Source organism: Pseudomonas sp. 20P_3.2_Bac5 (genome assembly GCF_025466035.1).
Lineage (GTDB): Bacteria > Pseudomonadota > Gammaproteobacteria > Pseudomonadales > Pseudomonadaceae > Aquipseudomonas.
In genome coordinates this window covers 22,200-39,973 of the sequence record NZ_JANLOA010000121.1, presented here as the reverse complement: position 1 = coordinate 39,973, position 17,774 = coordinate 22,200, and the positions used below count along the sequence as shown (strand labels likewise).

The 17,774-nt window shown below is 64.3% G+C and carries 15 protein-coding genes; 10 read left to right on the top strand and 5 right to left on the bottom strand.

What is annotated here, in order from left to right; translation table 11 throughout:
- Window positions 1-812, bottom strand: an 812-nt coding sequence (gene tcdA, locus NTD88_RS22125) for a tRNA cyclic N6-threonylcarbamoyladenosine(37) synthase TcdA (RefSeq protein WP_262191764.1), incomplete at its 3' end; no start/stop codon positions are given.
- Window positions 813-1,113: 301 nt separating this feature from the next.
- Here tcdA and NTD88_RS22120 point away from each other — a divergent pair.
- The 4 genes from NTD88_RS22120 to NTD88_RS22105 all read left to right on the top strand — a co-directional run bounded on the left by NTD88_RS22120 (window position 1,114) and on the right by NTD88_RS22105 (window position 6,194).
- Complete coding sequence (locus NTD88_RS22120; RefSeq protein WP_095154108.1) at window positions 1,114-3,699, top strand: glycosyltransferase; 2,586 nt, start codon at window positions 1,114-1,116, stop codon at window positions 3,697-3,699.
- Window positions 3,700-3,834: 135 nt separating this feature from the next.
- Entirely contained in the window at window positions 3,835-4,986 is a 1,152-nt protein-coding gene (gene dapE / locus NTD88_RS22115; RefSeq protein WP_262155207.1) for a succinyl-diaminopimelate desuccinylase, read from the top strand.
- Window positions 4,986-5,798 (top strand): putative RNA methyltransferase, encoded by an 813-nt coding sequence (locus NTD88_RS22110; RefSeq protein WP_262155206.1) that lies wholly within the window; start codon window positions 4,986-4,988, stop codon window positions 5,796-5,798. The genes dapE and NTD88_RS22110 overlap by 1 nt, the downstream gene beginning before the upstream one ends.
- A gap of 18 nt (window positions 5,799-5,816) precedes the next feature.
- Window positions 5,817-6,194, top strand: coding sequence for a hypothetical protein (locus tag NTD88_RS22105; RefSeq protein ID WP_095154111.1), 378 nt, complete (start codon window positions 5,817-5,819; stop codon window positions 6,192-6,194).
- Window positions 6,195-6,269: 75 nt separating this feature from the next.
- On the opposite strand, the gene NTD88_RS22100 is transcribed toward NTD88_RS22105, so the two are convergent.
- Entirely contained in the window at window positions 6,270-6,479 is a 210-nt protein-coding gene (locus NTD88_RS22100) for a cold-shock protein (protein WP_038996759.1), read from the bottom strand.
- A 221-nt stretch (window positions 6,480-6,700) separates the two neighbouring features.
- On the opposite strand from NTD88_RS22100, the gene plsB reads away from it, so the two are divergent.
- The 3 genes from plsB to NTD88_RS22085 all read left to right on the top strand — a co-directional run bounded on the left by plsB (window position 6,701) and on the right by NTD88_RS22085 (window position 10,425).
- On the top strand, window positions 6,701-9,187 hold the full coding sequence (gene plsB, locus NTD88_RS22095) for a glycerol-3-phosphate 1-O-acyltransferase PlsB (protein WP_262155205.1): 2,487 nt from the start codon (window positions 6,701-6,703) through the stop codon (window positions 9,185-9,187).
- Between the two features lie 111 nt (window positions 9,188-9,298).
- On the top strand, window positions 9,299-9,697 hold the full coding sequence (locus NTD88_RS22090) for a YbaY family lipoprotein (RefSeq protein WP_262130297.1): 399 nt from the start codon (window positions 9,299-9,301) through the stop codon (window positions 9,695-9,697).
- 38 nt (window positions 9,698-9,735) lie between these two features.
- A complete protein-coding gene (locus NTD88_RS22085; RefSeq protein WP_095154114.1) occupies window positions 9,736-10,425 on the top strand; it encodes a DUF4197 domain-containing protein in 690 nt (229 codons plus the stop codon).
- Between the two features lie 64 nt (window positions 10,426-10,489).
- On the opposite strand, the gene NTD88_RS22080 is transcribed toward NTD88_RS22085, so the two are convergent.
- The 3 genes from NTD88_RS22080 to NTD88_RS22070 all read right to left on the bottom strand — a co-directional run bounded on the left by NTD88_RS22080 (window position 10,490) and on the right by NTD88_RS22070 (window position 15,687).
- A complete protein-coding gene (locus tag NTD88_RS22080) occupies window positions 10,490-13,558 on the bottom strand; it encodes an efflux RND transporter permease subunit (RefSeq protein ID WP_262155204.1) in 3,069 nt (1,022 codons plus the stop codon).
- Between the two features lie 6 nt (window positions 13,559-13,564).
- A complete protein-coding gene (locus tag NTD88_RS22075) occupies window positions 13,565-14,665 on the bottom strand; it encodes an efflux RND transporter periplasmic adaptor subunit (protein ID WP_262155203.1) in 1,101 nt (366 codons plus the stop codon).
- Window positions 14,666-14,778: 113 nt separating this feature from the next.
- Entirely contained in the window at window positions 14,779-15,687 is a 909-nt protein-coding gene (locus NTD88_RS22070) for a LysR substrate-binding domain-containing protein (protein WP_262155202.1), read from the bottom strand.
- 97 nt (window positions 15,688-15,784) lie between these two features.
- Between NTD88_RS22070 and NTD88_RS22065 the strand changes: the two genes are divergently transcribed.
- From NTD88_RS22065 to NTD88_RS22055, 3 genes are all read left to right on the top strand, one after another.
- Window positions 15,785-16,090 (top strand): putative quinol monooxygenase, encoded by a 306-nt coding sequence (locus NTD88_RS22065; RefSeq protein WP_262155201.1) that lies wholly within the window; start codon window positions 15,785-15,787, stop codon window positions 16,088-16,090.
- A gap of 13 nt (window positions 16,091-16,103) precedes the next feature.
- Window positions 16,104-16,952 carry a type 1 glutamine amidotransferase domain-containing protein gene (locus NTD88_RS22060; protein WP_262155200.1) on the top strand — a complete coding sequence of 283 codons (849 nt, stop codon included), beginning with the start codon at window positions 16,104-16,106 and terminating at the stop codon, window positions 16,950-16,952.
- Window positions 16,953-17,086: 134 nt separating this feature from the next.
- The gene (locus tag NTD88_RS22055; protein WP_262155199.1) at window positions 17,087-17,722 is read left to right on the top strand and encodes a TetR/AcrR family transcriptional regulator; all 636 of its coding nucleotides are present in this window, start codon (window positions 17,087-17,089) and stop codon (window positions 17,720-17,722) included.
- Window positions 17,723-17,774 lie beyond the last annotated feature (52 nt).

The following is a 17,774-nucleotide window of genomic DNA, read 5'->3' as shown; positions in this document are numbered from 1 at the left end:
GGCGGCTGAGCATTTTTGCGCTCGGCCGGGCGGCGCGCGCCGCCCACCAGTTTCTCCACCGCCTTGCTCGCGGCCACCATGCCGAAGGTGGCCGTGACCATCATCACCGCGCCCAAACCGCCGGCGCAGTCCAGCTTGACGCTCTCACCGGCAAAACTCTTCTGCAGGCAGATACCGCCCTCCACGTCCGGGTAACGCAACTGCTCGGTGGAAAAGACGCAGGGCACGCCGTAGTTGCGGCTGACATTGCGCGAGAAGTTCCAGTCGCGGCGCAGCGTCGAGCGCACCCGCGACGCCAGCGGGTCGTTGACCGTGCGGTTGAGGTCGGCGACCTGGATCTTGGTCGGATCGAGCTGCCCGCCGGCGCCGCCGGTGCTGATAACGGTGATCTTGCGGCGTTTGCACCAGGCGATCAGCGCCGCCTTGGCCATCACACTGTCGATGCAGTCGATCACGCAATCGATCTCCTCGGTGATGTACTCGGCCATGGTGTCGCGGGTGACGAAATCCGCCACCGCATGCACCGTGCAATCCGGGTTGATGGCGCGCAGGCGCTCGGCGGTGACCTCGACCTTGGGCTTGCCGACATTGCCGTCCAGCGCGTGCAACTGGCGGTTGGTGTTGCTCACGCAGACGTCATCGAGGTCGAACAGCGAGATCTCGCCCACGCCGCTGCGGGCCATGGCTTCCGCCGCCCAGGAGCCGACGCCGCCAATACCGACCACCGCGACATGCGCGGCGCGCAGGCGTTGCAGGCCCTTCTGGCCGTAAAGCCGGGCAACACCGGCGAACCGTGGATCATCTGTAGTCATGGGCCCAACCCTGAAAAACCGGCGCGCATTATAGGCCCCTCGGGGAACAATGACAGCCCGCCCGGCACATCATCGGACAGTCCGCACATTGGTAATGATGGCACCAATGCTGCTAAGGTCCCGGCAAAATGTCCTACGCTACAAAAAGTCTTGGACGACAAACTACGGGATTCAGAACTTCATCCTCTGAAGGAAATCCAACGGCTGCCTGGTCATCGTTGCTGCAGTAAATGACTGAGCGTCGCCCTGGATCCGCGCACCTCGCGCTGGCCCGTTCCACCCTCCGGAACCCGAACTATCTATGTCATCGCGTAAATTTGGTCTCAACCTGGTGATTGTCATGGCGATCGCCGCGCTTTTCACTGGGTTCTGGGCGTTGATCAACCGCCCGGTTTCCGCTCCCGACTGGCCGGAGCAGATCTCCGGTTTCTCCTATTCACCGTTCCGGCTCGGACAAAGCCCACAGAAAGGTCAGTACCCGACCGAAGCCGAGCTGCGCGAAGACCTCGAGCAACTCAGCAAGCTGACCGACAGCATCCGTATCTACACCGTAGAGGGCACCCAGGCGGAAATCCCGCGTCTGGCCGAGGAGTTCGGCCTGCGGGTGACCCTCGGCGTGTGGATCAGCCCGGATCAGGAGCGCAACGAGCGGGAAATCCAGAAAGCCATCGAACTGGCCAACACCTCGCGCAGCGTCGTGCGGGTCATGGTGGGCAACGAGGCGTTGTTCCGCGAAGAGATCACCCCCGAGGCGCTGATCCAGTACCTCGACCGGGTCCGCGCAGCCGTCAAAGTGCCGGTTACCACCAGTGAGCAGTGGCACATCTGGAAGGAACACCCGGAGCTGGCCAAGCACGTCGACCTGGTGGCCGCGCACATCCTGCCGTACTGGGAATTCATCCCGATGAAGGACGCCGGCCAGTTCGTGCTCGACCGCGCCCGCGACCTCAAGCACCTGTTCCCGCGCAAACCGCTGCTGCTGTCGGAAGTCGGCTGGCCGAGCAACGGCCGCATGCGCGGTGGCGCCGACGCCACCCAGGCGGACCAGGCCATCTACCTGCGCACCCTGGTCAACAAGCTCAACCGCCAGGGCTACAACTACTTCGTCATCGAAGCCTACGACCAGCCGTGGAAAGTCAGCGACGAAGGCTCGGTCGGCGCTTACTGGGGCGTGTTCAACGCCGCCCGCCAACAGAAATTCAACTTCACCGGCCCGGTCGTCGCGATCCCGCAATGGCGGGTGCTGGCGGTGGGCTCGGTGGTGCTGGCCTTGCTGTCGCTGACCCTGCTGCTGATCGACGGTTCGGCCCTGCGCCAGCGCGGGCGCACCTTCCTGACCTTCACCGCGTTCCTCTGCGGTTCGGTGCTGGTATGGATCGGCTATGACTACAGCCAGCAATACAGCACCTGGTTCAGCCTGACCGTTGGCATCCTGCTCGCCCTCGGTGCGCTCGGGGTGTTCATCGTGCTGCTGACCGAGGCCCACGAGCTGGCCGAAACCGTCTGGAACAAACGGCGCCGGGAATTCCTGCCGGTGCACTCGGACGAAGCCTACCGGCCCAAAGTCTCGGTGCATGTGCCGTGCTACAACGAGCCGCCGGAGATGGTCAAACAGACCCTCGATGCGCTGGCAGCGCTGGATTATCCGGACTACGAAGTCCTGATCATCGACAACAACACCAAGGACCCGGCGGTCTGGGAGCCGATCAAGGCCCACTGCGAACTGCTGGGCGAGCGCTTCAAGTTCTTCCACGTCTCGCCCCTGGCCGGTTTCAAGGGCGGCGCGCTGAACTACCTGATCCCGCATACCGCCAAGGATGCCGAAGTGATCGCGGTCATCGACTCGGACTACTGCGTCGACCGCAACTGGCTCAAGCACATGGTGCCGCACTTCGCCGACCCGAAAATCGCCGTGGTGCAGTCGCCGCAGGACTATCGCGACCAGAACGAAAGCACCTTCAAGAAGCTCTGCTACTCCGAATACAAAGGCTTCTTCCATATCGGCATGGTCACCCGCAACGACCGCGACGCGATCATCCAGCACGGCACCATGACCATGACCCGGCGCTCGGTCCTGGAAGAACTGGGCTGGGCCGACTGGTGCATCTGCGAAGACGCCGAGCTGGGCCTGCGGGTGTTCGAAAAAGGCTATTCCGCCGCCTATTCCCACAACAGCTACGGCAAGGGGCTGATGCCGGACACCTTCATCGACTTCAAGAAGCAGCGATTCCGCTGGGCCTATGGCGCGATCCAGATCATCAAGCGCCACACCGCCAGCCTGCTGCGCGGCAAGGACACCGAGCTGACCCGTGGCCAGCGCTACCACTTCCTCGCGGGCTGGCTGCCGTGGGTCGCTGATGGCATGAACATCTTCTTCACTGTCGGTGCACTGCTCTGGTCGGCGGCGATGATCATCGTGCCGCAGCGGGTCGATCCGCCGCTGCTGATCTTCGCGATCCCGCCGCTGGCGCTGTTCTTCTTCAAGGTGGGCAAGATCGTGTTCCTGTATCGCCGCGCGGTCGGGGTCAACATGAAAGACGCCTTCGCCGCCGCGCTGGCGGGTCTGGCGCTGTCTCACACCATCGCCAAAGCGGTGCTGTACGGCTTCTTCACCACCAGCATTCCGTTCTTCCGCACACCGAAAAACGCCGACAGCCACGGCGTGCTGGTGGCGCTGTCGGAAGCGCGGGAAGAACTGTTCATCATGCTGCTGTTGTGGGGCGCGGCAGCCGGGATCTATCTGGTCCAGGGCCTGCCGAGCAATGACATGCGCTTCTGGGTGGCCATGCTGCTGGTGCAGTCGCTGCCGTATGTGGCGGCGCTGATCATGGCGCTGCTGTCGTCGCTGCCCAAACCGGTCGAAGCGGTAGAGCCGGCACAGGCATAACAAAAGCGGTGGGAGCGAGCCTGCTCGCGCCCACAATGACGACGTCCTGCCTCATCAAAAGGGCCCTTTTGGGCTCTTTTGCTATAAGATAACGCCCCAAAATCGTACCCCCCTGCCTTGCTCCCGGAGTCCCCCATGACGGCCCGCGCCGAACTCTCGCCCACCCTCGAACTGGCCTGCGACCTGATTCGCCGTCCCTCGGTGACCCCGCTCGACTTCGACTGCCAGAAACAGATGATGCAGCGCCTGGGCGACGCGGGTTTCATGCTGGAACCGATGCCCTTCGAGGACGTGGACAATTTCTGGGCCACCCATGGCACCCAGGACGGTCCCGTGCTGTGCTTCGCCGGTCACACCGACGTGGTGCCCACCGGCCCGGTGCAGGCCTGGCAGAACGATCCGTTCGACGCGCTGATCGATGCCGACGGCATGCTCTGCGGCCGCGGCGCCGCTGACATGAAAGGCAGCCTGGCGTCCATGATCGTCGCCACCGAGCGTTTCGTCGCCGACTACCCGAACCACCGCGGCAAAATCGCCTACCTGATCACCAGTGACGAAGAAGGCCCGGCCCACCACGGCACCAAGGCGGTGGTAGAGCGTCTGCGCGAACGCGGCGAGCGCCTGGATTGGTGCATCGTCGGCGAACCGTCGAGCACCACGCTGGTGGGTGATGTGGTCAAGAACGGTCGCCGTGGCTCCCTCGGTGCCAAGCTCACCGTTCGCGGCAAGCAAGGCCACGTGGCCTATCCGCACCTGGCGAAGAACCCGATCCACCTGGCCGCTCCGGCCCTGGCCGAACTGGCCGCCGAGCACTGGGACGAAGGCAACGCGTTCTTCCCGCCGACCAGCTTCCAGATTTCCAACCTGAACTCCGGCACCGGCGCCACCAACGTGGTTCCGGGCGACCTGACCGCGCTGTTCAACTTCCGCTTCTCCACCGAGTCCACCGTCGAAGGCCTGCAACGGCGCGTCGCGGCGATCCTCGACAAGCATCAACTGGAGTGGGACATCGATTGGGCGCTGTCCGGCCTGCCATTCCTGACCGAGCCGGGTGACCTGCTGGACGCCGTGTCGGCCAGCATCAAGGCGGTCACCGGCCGCGAGACCCACGCCTCCACCAGCGGCGGCACCTCCGATGGCCGCTTCATCGCCACCCTCGGCACCCAGGTGGTCGAGCTGGGCCCGGTCAACGCCACCATCCATCAGGTCAACGAGCGCGTTCTCGCCAGCGACCTCGATGTGCTGACCGAAATCTACTACCAGACCCTGATCCGGTTGCTCGCCTGATGCTCACCTGCCCCCTCTGCACCGCGCCCCTGAGCGCCCTCGACAACGGTGTCGGCTGCCCGGCCGGCCACCGTTTCGACCGGGCCCGCCAGGGCTACCTGAACCTGTTGCCGGTGCAGCACAAGAACAGCCGTGATCCCGGCGACAACCAGGCCATGGTCGAGGCCCGCCGCGACTTCCTCAACGCCGGCCACTACGCGCCGGTCGCCCGACGCCTGGCCGAACTGGCCGCCGAGCGCGCCCCCGGGCGCTGGCTGGACATCGGCTGTGGCGAGGGTTACTACACCGCGCAGATCGCCGAGGCGTTGCCCGAGGCGGACGGTTATGCCCTGGACATCTCCCGCGAGGCGGTCAAGCGCGCCTGCAAACGCAGCCCCGCGCTGACCTGGCTGGTGGCAAGCATGGCCCGCGTGCCGCTGGCCGATGCCAGTTGCCAGTTCATCGCCAGCGTCTTCAGCCCGCTGGACTGGCAGGAGGCCCGCCGCCTGCTCAGCCCTGGCGGCGGCCTGATGCGGGTCGGACCGACCAGCGGCCACCTGATGGAACTGCGCCAGAAGCTCTACGATGAAGTGCGCGACTACGCCGACGACAAGCACCTGGCCCTGGTGCCGGCGGACATGGTCCACGCCCACGGTGAAACCCTGGAGTTTCGCCTGAGCCTGAGCCTCCCCGCCGACCGCGCCAACCTGCTGGCCATGACCCCGCACGGCTGGCGTGCCAGCGCCGAACGCCGCACTGCGGTGATCGAGCAGGCCGAGCCGCTGGAAGTCACCGTTTCAATGCGCTACGACTATTTTGTGCTGCAAGACTGAGCCCTCCCGGAGATCCCCATGCGCCAACCCGATATCGAGATTTACCTGAAGGACGCCGACGTCGATCACAAGCAGATCGCCGCCTGGCTGGAGGCCGCGCTGGGTCCGTGCAGCGAATGGAAGCAGAAAGGCCAGACCTTCAAGTGCACCGCCGGTGACATTCCTGTTACCTGGCTGCCCAAGGCCGTAGGAAAATGGAACAGTCTTTACCTGGAAAGTGACAAGACCCCGTGGGAAGACGACATCGCCTGCGCCCGCGCCGCCTTTGCTGCGCTGAACGTCGAAGTACGTTGCGCACCGGGCACCTGGGTCGAGGAAGAAGGTGAAGACGACGCCGATCGCTGGATCCGGATCAGTGCCGATGGTGAAGAAGAGATTACCTGGAGAACCCACTGAGGGATCACTCGCAAGCTACAAGCTGCAAGAGGCACGGTCCACTTGCAGCTTATGGCTTGACGCCATTGCCGGCCTTCAGAGGCCTACGACGTCTTCCGCCTGAAGCCCTTTCTGGCCTTGGGTCAGGTTGTACTCAACCTGTTGCCCTTCGAGCAGGGTGCGGTGACCCTCGCCACGAATCGCGCGGTAGTGAACGAAGACGTCCGCCCCGCCCTCACGCTGAATGAAGCCATAGCCTTTGGCGTCGTTGAACCATTTCACACTTCCAGTCTCACGAGACGACATCTGTAACACTCCGGATTTTTATTTTGGACTCGCCTTGTCGGCCAGGATTTTTACGGCCTGGACTACGCCGCTTGCTGATTAATCTTGCAAGCGGCGGACCGAGTATAAGACAGACATGAAATATTTTTTATGACCTGACCGCTTTTTGCTGAACTTGCGCGGATACGGCACACTTGCCCGTCAAGCTGCACTTGCGTCCCATTTTTCAGAGCAGACACCGTATGACCCGTTCTCCCCTGCGCCGCCTGATTTTCGGTGCCCTGCGCCGACTGTTGTACCTATGGGTTCGCTCCGAGACCATCAATCAGTCCTCCTTCACCCTCAACCTCGACCGCAGCCGTCCGGTGTTCTATGCCCTGCAATCGCCCTCGCTGACCGACCTCGCCGTCATCGACCGTGAATGCACCAAAGCAGGGCTACCACGCCCGGTCCTGCCCGTCGCCGTCGGCGACCTGATGGAGCCGGCCGCCTTCTTCTACCTGACCCCGGAACCGGACTGGCTCGGCCGCCAATACAAGCGTGGCGCGCCGCCAACCCTTGGCCGTCTGGTCAGCGCGGTGAACCAGCAGCCGGAACAGGATGCGCAGATCATTCCGGTCAGCGTGTTCTGGGGCCAGTCACCGGCCAGCGAGTCGAGCCCGTGGAAACTGCTGTTCGCCGATAGCTGGGCGGTCACCGGGCGCCTGCGCCGGTTACTGACCATCCTGATCCTCGGCCGCAAGACCCGCGTGCAGTTTTCCGCGCCGATCCACCTGCGCGAGCTGGTCGATCACAACAAGGGCCACGAACGCACCGTACGCATGGCTCAGCGCCTGCTGCGGGTGCACTTCCGCAATCTGAAGAGTGCGGTCATCGGCCCCGACATCTCGCACCGGCGCAATCTGGTCAAGGGCCTGATCCACGACCCGCTGGTGCGCCAGGCCATCGCCGATGAAGCCGAGCGCGAGAAAATCCCGGTGGCCAAGGCCGAAGCCATCGCCCTGCGCTACGGCAACGAAATCGCCTCGGACTACACCTACACCGCCATCCGCTTCCTCGAAGTGGTGCTGAGCTGGTTCTGGAACAAGATCTACGACGGCATCAAGGTCAATCATATCGAGCAGGTCCAGGGCATCGCCCCGGGCCACGAAGTGATCTATGTGCCGTGCCACCGCAGCCATATCGACTACCTGCTGCTGTCCTACCTGCTGTTCCGCAATGGCCTGACCCCGCCGCACATCGCCGCCGGGATCAACCTCAACATGCCAGTGATCGGCGGCCTGCTGCGGCGCGGCGGTGCCTTCTTCATGCGCCGCACCTTTAAGGGCAACCCGCTGTACACCGCAGTGTTCAACGAATACCTGCACACCCTGTTCACCAAGGGTTTCCCGGTGGAGTACTTCGTCGAAGGCGGACGCTCGCGCACCGGGCGCATGCTGCAACCGAAGACCGGCATGCTGGCGATCACCCTGCGCAGCTTCCTGCGCTCCTCGCGCACGCCGATCGTCTTCGTCCCGGTGTACATCGGCTACGAGCGGGTACTGGAAGGCCGCACTTACCTGGGCGAGCTGCGCGGGGCGAGCAAGAAGAAGGAATCGATCTTCGACATCTTCAAGGTGCTCGGCGCGCTGAAGCAGCGCTTCGGCCAGGTCTCGGTGAACTTCGGCGAGCCGATCCGCCTCGGCAACTTCCTCGACCAGCAGCAACCCGGCTGGCGCGAACAGCAGCTCGGGCCGCAGTTCCGTCCGGCATGGCTGAACGAAACCACCTCGCGCCTGGGTGAGAAAGTTGCCCAGCACCTGAACGAAGCGGCGGCGGTCAACCCGGTCAACCTGGTGGCGGTGGCGCTGCTGTCCACCAGCCGCCTGGCCCTGGACGAACGCGCCCTGACCCGTATTCTCGACCTGTACCTCGCGCTGCTGCGCCAGGTGCCCTACTCGCCCCACACCACCCTGCCGGAAGGCGACGGCCTGGCGCTGATCAGCCACGTGCGAGGCATGGAACTGCTGGCCGAGCAGCGTGATGCCCTCGGCCGGATCCTGTATCTCGACGAGCAGAACGCGGTGCTGATGACCTACTACCGCAACAACGTCCTGCACATCTTCGCCCTGCCGGCGTTGCTGGCGAGCTTCTTCCAGAGCAGCTCGCGGATGAGCCGCGAACTGATCCTGCAATACGCCCGCGCGCTGTACCCGTACCTGCAATCGGAGCTGTTCCTGCGCTGGGAGCTGGAGGAGCTGGACGGGGTGATCGACCAGTGGCTGCAAGCCTTCGTCGAACAGGGCCTGCTGCGCTACGAGAACGGCGTCTACCTGCGCCCGGCGCCGAGTTCGCGGCAGTTCGTGCTGCTGACCCTGCTGGCGCGGGCGATTACCCAGACCCTGCAGCGCTTCTACATGGCCACCTCGTTGCTGCTCAACAGCGGCCAGCACAGCCTCAGCGCCGAAGAGCTGGAAGACCTCTGCGTGGTCATGGCCCAGCGCCTGTCGATCCTGCACGGGCTCAATGCCCCGGAGTTCTTCGACAAGAGCCTGTTCCGCCACTTCATCCAGACCCTCGTGGAGCAAGGCGTGCTGCGCCCGGACGACGCCGGCAAGCTGGGCTTCCACGAGAAACTCGGCGAACTGGCCGAAGGCGCGGCCAAGCGCGTGCTGTCGGCGGAAGTGCGCCTGTCGATCCGCCAGGTCGCCCTGCACCGCGAAGAACACGCCGGTCCCGAGCAGCCTTGAACCACGGGTAATCGACGAAAACTCCGACAGCACCGCGGGAAGTCGATTACCAAAAAATCCGCTAAAGTCCTCGATGCCGGTCACAAGCCGGCATCAAGGACAGGAGACTCCATGAAAAAACTCTTCACGCTGTGCTGCGCCTCGCTGCTGGCAGCCTGCTCAAGCCACACCCCCGACTCGAAAGCCACGCTGGACGGCGAGGTTTTCTACCTGCAACGCATCGCCCTGCCGCCCGCCGCCACACTCGATGTCAGCCTGATTGACGTCTCGCTGGCCGACGCACCCGCGGTGACCCTGGCACGCCAGAGCGGCAAGGTTTCCGGCCAGGTGCCGCTGCCTTTCCACCTGCAATACAACACCGCCCAGGTCAAACCCGGCCACCGCTACGCGGTGAGTGCGCGGATCGAGCTGGACGGCAAGTTGCTGTTCATCAGCACCGAACAGCACAGCGTCAAGCTCGACGGCAACGACCCACAACCGCTGCGGATCAAGGTTGATCAGGTCCGCTGATGTCCCCGCTCAATCGCTCCCCGATGAAGGATGCTGCCATGTTCCGCCCCGCTCTCACCTTTACCGGCCTGTGCGCAGGCCTGCTGCTGTCGGCCAGTGCCATGGCCCTGTCGCTTGGCGACCTGAGCCAGAAAGACGCCGCCGGCGGCCTGAAAGACGCCCTGACTCAAGGCGCGCAGATTGCCGTGAAACAACTGGGTGCGCCCGGTGGTTTCAGCAACAACCAGGACGTACGCATCGAACTGCCGGGTAAACTCGGCAAAGTCGCGAGCAAAATGAAAATGCTCGGCATGGGTGAACAGGTCGAGCAACTCGAAACCAGCATGAACAAGGCCGCCGAAGCGGCTGTTCCGCAAGCGCAGGCGCTGTTGGTGGACGCGGTGAAGAAAATGACCGTAGATGACGCCAAGAACATTCTCAGCGGCGGCAACGACTCGGCGACCCAGTACCTGAGCAAGACCAGCCGGGAACAGATCCGCGCCAAGTTCCTGCCGATCGTCAAGCAGGCGACCGATCAGGTTGGCCTCGCCAAGCAATACAACAGCTTCGCCGGACAGGCCGCGAGCCTTGGCGTGGTGGATGCCAAGAGCGCGAACATCGAAAGCTATGTGACCGAACAGGCGCTCAACGGGCTGTTTGAGATGATCGGCAAGCAGGAAGAGACCATCCGCCAGAACCCGGCGGCAGCGGCGACCAGCCTGGCCAAGAAGGTGTTTGGCGCCCTCTGATCCTGCGCTGCACCGCCCCACAGGGTTTTGGGCCTGCCTGGAGATATCCAGACAGGCCCGACACTCACTCCTCCCGCTTGACCCTGAACCACGCCGCATACAACGCCGGCAGGAACAGCAAGGTCAACGCCGTCGCCACGATCAGCCCGCCCATGATCGCCACCGCCATCGGTCCGAAGAACACGCTCCGTGACAGCGGAATCATCGCCAGCACCGCCGCCAGGGCGGTCAGCACGATCGGCCGGAAGCGGCGCACCGTCGCCTCGATGATCGCCTGCCAGCGACCCAGCCCCGCCGCGATGTCCTGCTCGATCTGATCCACCAGGATCACCGAGTTGCGCATGATCATCCCCGACAAGGCGATGGTCCCAAGCATGGCGACGAAGCCGAACGGTTGGCGGAACACCATCAGGAACAGCACCACACCGATCAGCCCCAGCGGCGCGGTGAGGAACACCATCGCCATGCGCGAGAAGCTGCGCAGTTGCAGCATCAACAGGGTCAGCACCACCACCACGAACAGCGGCACGCCGGCGTTCACCGAGTTCTGCCCGCGCGCCGAGTCTTCGACCGTGCCGCCGACATCAAGCAAGTAGCCATCCGGCAGTTCGGCCCGCACCGACTCCAGGGTCGGCAGGATCTGCTTGACCAGGGTCGCCGGCTGATCCTTGCCGTAGATGTCGGCACGGACGGTCACGCTCGGCAGGCGGTTGCGGTGCCAGATGATGCCTTCTTCGAAGCCATATTCCAGGGTCGCCACTTGCGCGAGGGCCACGCTGCGGCCATTGTCGGTGGGCACCGACAGGCTCGACAGATGAGCCAGCTGGGTACGTTCTTCCTGGGTGCCGCGCAGCAGGATTTCGATCAGTTCGTTGTCTTCGCGGTACTGGCTGACGCTGCTACCGGTCAGCGAGCTTTGCAGGAACTTCGACAGGTTCGCCGTGCTGACACCCAAGGCGCGGGCGCGGTCCTGATCGATATTCAGGTAGACCACTTTGCTCGGCTCTTCCCAGTCCAGGTGGACATTGGCCACGTGCGGGTTCTCGCGCACCTTGGCCGCCACCTTGCGCGCCAGGGCGCGGACCTGCTCGATATGCTCGCCGGTCACCCGGAACTGCACCGGATAGCCCACGGGCGGACCGTTCTCCAGACGGGTCACCCGCGAACGCAGGTCGGGGAATTGCTCATTGAGGGTTTCGATCAGCCAGGTGCGCAGCGCTTCGCGGTCTTCGATGGTTTTCGCCAGCACAACGAATTGCGCGAAGCTCGCCGCCGGCAACTGCTGGTCCAGCGGCAGGTAGAAGCGCGGCGAACCGGTGCCGACGTACGCCACATAGTTGTCGATGCCCGGACGCGCCTTGAGCAACGCCTCCACACGCTTGACCTGCTCGGCGGTGTTGGCCAGCGACGCACCTTCCGCCAGCTTCAGGTCCACCATCAGTTCCAGGCGACCGGAGGCCGGGAAGAACTGCTGCTCGACGAAGCGGAAGCTCATCACACTGCCGACGAACAAGGCGATGGTCAGCACGATCACCGTCTTGCGCCGGGCCACGCACCAGCTCACCACGCGGCGCACGCGCTGGTAGAACGGCGTGCCATAAGGGTCCGTCTCGCCCTCGCCGGTGCCGTGTTTCTCCCGGTGCAATTTCGCCAGGTCCGGCAACAGGCGCTCGCCCAGATACGGTACGAACACTACCGCTGCCACCCACGACGCCAACAGGGCGATGGTCACCACCTGGAAGATCGAGCGGGTGTATTCGCCGGTGCCGGATTGCGCGGTGGCGATGGGCAGGAAGCCCGCCGCAGTGATCAGGGTGCCGGTGAGCATCGGGAAGGCGGTGCTGGTCCAGGCATAGCTCGCCGCCTTGAAGCGGTCGAAGCCCTGTTCCATCTTGATCGCCATCATTTCCACGGCAATGATCGCGTCGTCCACCAGCAGGCCCAGCGCCAGCACCAGCGCGCCGAGGGAAATCTTGTGCAGGCCGATGCCGAAGTAATACATGGCGGCAAACGTCATCGCCAGCACCAGCGGAATCGCCAGCGCCACCACCAGGCCGGTGCGCATGCCGAGGGAGAAGAAGCTCACCAGCAACACGATCGCCAGCCCTTCCACCAGCACGCGGACGAACTCGCCGACGCCGGTCTTCACCGCCGCGGGCTGGTCGGAAACCTTGCGCAGTTCCATGCCCGCCGGCAGGTTGTTGGCGATGCGGGCGAATTCGACTTCCAGCGCCTTGCCCAGCACCAGAATGTCGCCGCCCGCCTTCATCGAAACGGCCAGGCCGATGGCGTCCTCGCCCATGAAACGCATGCGCGGCGCGGGTGGATCGTTGAAGCCGCGGTGCACCTGGGCGACGTCGCCGATGCGGAAGGTGCGCTCGCCCACGCGGATCGGGAACTGCTCGATCTGCTCGACACTGTCGAAACGTCCGGTCACCCGCAATTGCAGGCGCTCGGTCGGGGTTTCGAAGAAGCCCGCAGTGCTCACCGCGTTCTGCTCTTCCAGCGCTTTTTGCACCGCCTCCAGCGGCAGGCCGAGGGTGGACAGCTTGGTGTTGGACAGCTCGATCCAGATTTTCTCGTCCTGCAGGCCGAGCAGTTCGACCTTGCCGACGTCCTTGACCCGCTGCAGTTGAATCTGCACCCGGTCGGCGTAGTCCTTGAGCACGCCGTAGTCGAAACCGTTGCCGGTCAGGGCGTAGATATTGCCGAAGGTGGTGCCGAACTCGTCGTTGAAGAACGGCCCCTGGATACCAGGTGGAAGGGTGTGGCGGATGTCCGCGATCTTCTTGCGGATCTGGTACCACAGCTCGGGAATCTGCGCCGAATGCATCGAGTCGCGGGCCATGAAAGTGACCTGCGATTCACCGGGCCGCGAGAACGACACGATCTTTTCGTACTCGCCGGTCTCCATCAGCTTCTTTTCGATGCGCTCGGTGACCTGCCGCGAGACTTCCTCGGCGCTGGCGCCCGGCCACAAGGTGCGGATGACCATGGCCTTGAAGGTGAACGGCGGGTCTTCACTCTGACCCAATTTGGTGTAGGACAACGCCCCGACGATAGCCAGCAGGAGCATCAGGAACAGCACGATCTGCCGGTTGCGCAAGGCCCAGGCGGAGAGGTTGAAACCCATCGGGACTTACTCCTTGGCCGCCAGATTCACCACGCGATTGGACCGGTCCACCGGCCGTACTTCCTGCCCCTCGTGCAGCACATGGCCGCCGGCGGCGACCACCCAGTCGGTAGCGTTCAGGCCTTCGAGCACCGGCACGCTGTCCTGGCCATAGGCGCCGACCCGTACCGGGGTGCGTTTCAGGGTGTTGTTGGCATCGACACGCCAGACGTAGGTCTGACCGTTCTCCGCGCTCAGCGCCGAGAGCGGCACCGCCAGCGGGATCTGCTCGGCGTGCTGGATGAAGACCCGGGCGCTCTGGCCCAGCTCGGCCGGCACCTTGCCGGTGTTGAAGGCAATGCGCGCGGCGAAGGTGCGCGAACGCGGATCGGCGGCGGGCGACAGCTCGCGGATGCGGCCGTCGAAACGCTGGCCGGGTTGCGACCACAGCTCCACGGCGACCGGCTGGCCCACCGCGAAGCGCCCGAAGTTCTGCTCCGGCAGGCTGATCAGCACCTCACGCTCGCCATCGGCGGCCAGGGTGAACACGGTCTGACCAGCGGCGACCACCTGGCCGACTTCCACCTGACGTTTGGCGACCACGCCATCTTGGGACGCGCGCAGCACCGAATAACCGGCCTGGTTGCCGGCCACGTCGAACTCGGCACGCATCTGCTTGAGACGGGCCAGACCCGAGCGATAGAGGTTTTCCGCGTTGTCGTATTGCGAGTGACTGACCATCTGCCGGTCCAGCAGCGTCTTGTAGCGATCGCGCTCGGCCTGCACCAGGTTCAGGTTGGCCTCGGCGGCGGCCATCTGCGCGCGGGTCGCTTCCAGTTGCAGGCGCACGTCCTGCGGGTCCAGCTCAGCCAGCGGCTGGTCAGCCTTGACCCGTTGCCCCTCCTCCACCAACCGTTTGCTTACCTTGCCGCCGATACGGAACGCCAGCTCCGGCTCGAAGCGCGCGCGCACCTCGCCGGGGTAGCTGTCCACCGCCGCCGATGCCGGCTGCGGCTGCACCACCATGGCGGGACGGATGACGGTGGGCGGGGTGCTTTCCTGCCCGCAAGCGGACAACAACGCGATGAGCAGAGCGGGCAAAGCGACGGGCAAGGCATGGCGCAACATGGGAAATGACCTTTCGCGAGGGGTGCTTCGAATATTTATACTGACGGGTATATTAAATCAGCGTGTTGAACCGGGGAAGCTGGCTTTTAGCCCTCATTGCAGAGCCGGTGCCGCTAGTCCCGCAACACTCCCGCCACCTGTTGCCTGAACCACCGCCGCAGCGGGTCCGCGTGCGTGCGCTCGTGCCAGATCTGCATCACTTCCACCCGCGGAAGGTCCAGCGGCAGCCGGTGGATGCGCAGGTCAGGGTCGCGCTCCACCGCCTCCTCGGCCAGTGAACGCAGGCAAGTCAGCAACAAGTCGGTGCCGCGAACCAGCCGTGTGGGCGCGATGAAGCTGGACAGGCCGGCCACCACCCGCCGCTGCAGCCCCCTGGCCTGAAGCGCCCGGTCAACCAGGCCGTCGAGGTCGCCGGTGAGGGTGGTGAGCAGGTGTTCGCAGGCGAGAAAGGCCGGCAGGTCGAGGCCGTCGTTCAGCCGCGGATTGCTCCGCGAAGCCAGCACCACGAAGTCCTCGCCGAGCAGGCGCTGCTGGTGGAAGGTGTCGGGCAAGTCCTTGTAGAAGCCGGCGATCGCCAGGTCGCAGGTGCCCTTTTCCAGTTCCTCGCGGGGCAGCTCACCCCGGGTGTTGTGGGTGATCAGCACGAGGTTCGGCGCCTGCTCGCGCAGCACCGGCAACAGCCGTGGCAACAGCGTCTGCTCCATGTAGTCGGTGCTGTAGAGGTGCAGCCGCTCGGCGCGGGCAAGGAAGTCCTGGCCGTCGCAAAGGTCGTAGAACGCCTCCAGTTCACCGACCAGACGCTGGACGTGCGGCGCCAGCTCGTGAGCGCGCGGTGTGGGGGTCAGCCCGCGGGGTGCGCGAACGAACAGCGGATCGCCGAACTGGTGGCGCAACTTGTTCAGCTTGTGGCTCAGGGCCGGCTGGCTCAGCGCCATGCGCGTGGCCGCCACGGAGGCGTTGCGCTCCTGATAGAGCACGTGGAACACCAGCAGCAGGTTCAGGTCTTTTTTGGCGATATTCATTTTTTGGAAGACAGACATAAAAGCTTTCGAATTATCGAATCATAGGGGCGTCTCTAAGATGACGTCCATTGACCGCGATTAACTTCGGGAGCACTTCATGACCATCAGCATCTTCGCCACCATCAGCCCCAAGCCTGAATACTTCGACGCAGTCGAGCAGGCCATGCGCCTGATGGTGCGCCATTCCCGCAGCGAGCCGGGCAACCTGCGCTACGACCTGTTCCTGCGCGATGGCGACTCGCCGACCTTCGAGCTGTTCGAACTGTACCGCGATGACGCCGCTGTCGAAGCCCATCGCCAGAGCCCGCATTACCAGGCTTACCGCAGCGCCACCGCCGACTGGCTGGCCTCGCCTACCCAGGTGCGCCTGGCTCGCCCACTGGACCTCGCCCCCTTCAACTGATCAGGAGCCTGCAATGACCAAGACCACCAAAATAGCGCTGGCGGTAACCGGCGCGCTGCTCGCCGGCACCGCCGCCGCCGCGCCCAAAGGCGAAGTGCTGGTGCTGTTGTCCAGCGAGAACGTGCTGCCGCTCAAAGACGGCAAGCACTACGCGACCGGCTACTACCTCAACGAATTCGGTGTGCCGGCCGACCAACTGATCAAGGCCGGCTACAAACTGGTGCTGGTCACGCCGAAGGGCAATGCGCCGAGCGTCGACAAGCTTTCCGTCGATCCGCAGTACTTCGCCGGTGATGCGGCGGAAATGCAGCGCATCGAGAAGGTGGTGCAAGGCTTGCCGGACATCAACGACACCCTGTCGATCAAGGAAGTGCTGGCGGGGGACCTGGACCGCTATGCCGGCCTGTTCATCCCGGGCGGTCACGCGCCGCTGATCGATCTCGCCAACAACCCGGAAGTGGGCGCCCTGCTGCGGCATTTCCATCAGGCCGGCAAGCCGACCGCAGCGATCTGCCATGGCCCGATTGCACTGCTATCCGCCCAGGCCGACCCGGCCGGTTATCAGGCGGCGCTGGCGCGTGGCGAGAAACCGGCGGCCAGAGACTGGATCTATCAGGGCTACCGCATGACCATCTTTGCCGACCCGGAAGAGCAGGTCTTCGAAAGCTCGCTCGACGGCGAGCGCATCCTGTTCTACCCGGCCAAGGCAATGGCAGGCGCGGGCGGCAACATGAGTTACGCCACGGCCTGGAGCCCGAACGTGGTGGTGGACCGGGAACTGATCACCGGGCAAAACCCGTTTTCCGATCACGAGGTGGCGAAGGCGTTGGTGAACAAGCTCAACGAAGCCGGCAAACAATGATCTGACGTGGTCGGTCGTCTCACGGCCAGCGCCCCGCCTCCGGGTCAGGGCCTGGCCGGTCGTCACGCGAGGATTGCGCTCGATAGGCCACGCGCATGTACCATGTGCCCCTTCGCAGCCTGTAAACACGAGCCATGCCCAACGATTCCGCAGTGTCCAACGGCCCCGGCCGGCCCAAGGACCTGGCCAAGCGCCAGGCCATCCTCGACGCCGCCAAGGCGCTGTTCCTCACCAATGGCTACGCCAGCACCAGCATGGATGCCGTCGCGACAGCGGCGGGGGTGTCGAAACTCACGGTCTACAGCCACTTCAACGACAAGGAAACGCTGTTCACCGCGGCGATCATCGCCACCTGCCAGGCGCAATTGCCCGGGTTGATTTTCGAGTTGCCCGAAGGCGTGCCGCTGGAACAGGTGCTGGTGAAGATCGGGCGCGGCTTCCAAGTGCTGATCAACAGCGATCACTCGGTCAAGCTGCACCGCCTGATCATTGCGCAGGGGCACCAGGACCCGAAGCTCGGGCAGATTTTCTTCGAGGCGGGGCCGTTACGGGTGCTGCGCGAGACCGAGGTGTTGCTGCGCCTGGCGGATGAACGCGGGATGCTGCGGATTGCAAATCCGGCAACGGCGGCGGAGCATTTTTTCTGCCTGCTCAAGGGTGGCGCCAATTTCCGTCTGCTGCTGGGCTATGGGCCGCCGCTGGAGCCCGAGGCCGCCGAGGCGCATGTGCAGGAAGTGGTGAAACTGTTTTTGCGGGCTTATCGGGTGTGAAAACCTGAGGGCCTCATCGCCGGCAAGACCGGCTCCCACACGGTAAGGCCCT

What these genes read in the sequence shown, in the direction of transcription:
- NTD88_RS22120 (WP_095154108.1), top strand. Translation starts at nt 1,114, where the DNA reads ATGTCATCGCGTAAATTTGGTCTCAACCTGGTGATTGTCATGGCGATC.
- dapE (WP_262155207.1), top strand. Translation starts at nt 3,835, where the DNA reads ATGACGGCCCGCGCCGAACTCTCGCCCACCCTCGAACTGGCCTGCGAC.
- NTD88_RS22110 (WP_262155206.1), top strand. Translation starts at nt 4,986, where the DNA reads ATGCTCACCTGCCCCCTCTGCACCGCGCCCCTGAGCGCCCTCGACAAC.
- NTD88_RS22105 (WP_095154111.1), top strand. Translation starts at nt 5,817, where the DNA reads ATGCGCCAACCCGATATCGAGATTTACCTGAAGGACGCCGACGTCGAT.
- NTD88_RS22100 (WP_038996759.1), bottom strand. Translation starts at nt 6,479, where the DNA reads ATGTCGTCTCGTGAGACTGGAAGTGTGAAATGGTTCAACGACGCCAAA.
- plsB (WP_262155205.1), top strand. Translation starts at nt 6,701, where the DNA reads ATGACCCGTTCTCCCCTGCGCCGCCTGATTTTCGGTGCCCTGCGCCGA.
- NTD88_RS22090 (WP_262130297.1), top strand. Translation starts at nt 9,299, where the DNA reads ATGAAAAAACTCTTCACGCTGTGCTGCGCCTCGCTGCTGGCAGCCTGC.
- NTD88_RS22085 (WP_095154114.1), top strand. Translation starts at nt 9,736, where the DNA reads ATGTTCCGCCCCGCTCTCACCTTTACCGGCCTGTGCGCAGGCCTGCTG.
- NTD88_RS22080 (WP_262155204.1), bottom strand. Translation starts at nt 13,558, where the DNA reads ATGGGTTTCAACCTCTCCGCCTGGGCCTTGCGCAACCGGCAGATCGTG.
- NTD88_RS22075 (WP_262155203.1), bottom strand. Translation starts at nt 14,665, where the DNA reads ATGTTGCGCCATGCCTTGCCCGTCGCTTTGCCCGCTCTGCTCATCGCG.
- NTD88_RS22070 (WP_262155202.1), bottom strand. Translation starts at nt 15,687, where the DNA reads ATGAATATCGCCAAAAAAGACCTGAACCTGCTGCTGGTGTTCCACGTG.
- NTD88_RS22065 (WP_262155201.1), top strand. Translation starts at nt 15,785, where the DNA reads ATGACCATCAGCATCTTCGCCACCATCAGCCCCAAGCCTGAATACTTC.
- NTD88_RS22060 (WP_262155200.1), top strand. Translation starts at nt 16,104, where the DNA reads ATGACCAAGACCACCAAAATAGCGCTGGCGGTAACCGGCGCGCTGCTC.
- NTD88_RS22055 (WP_262155199.1), top strand. Translation starts at nt 17,087, where the DNA reads ATGCCCAACGATTCCGCAGTGTCCAACGGCCCCGGCCGGCCCAAGGAC.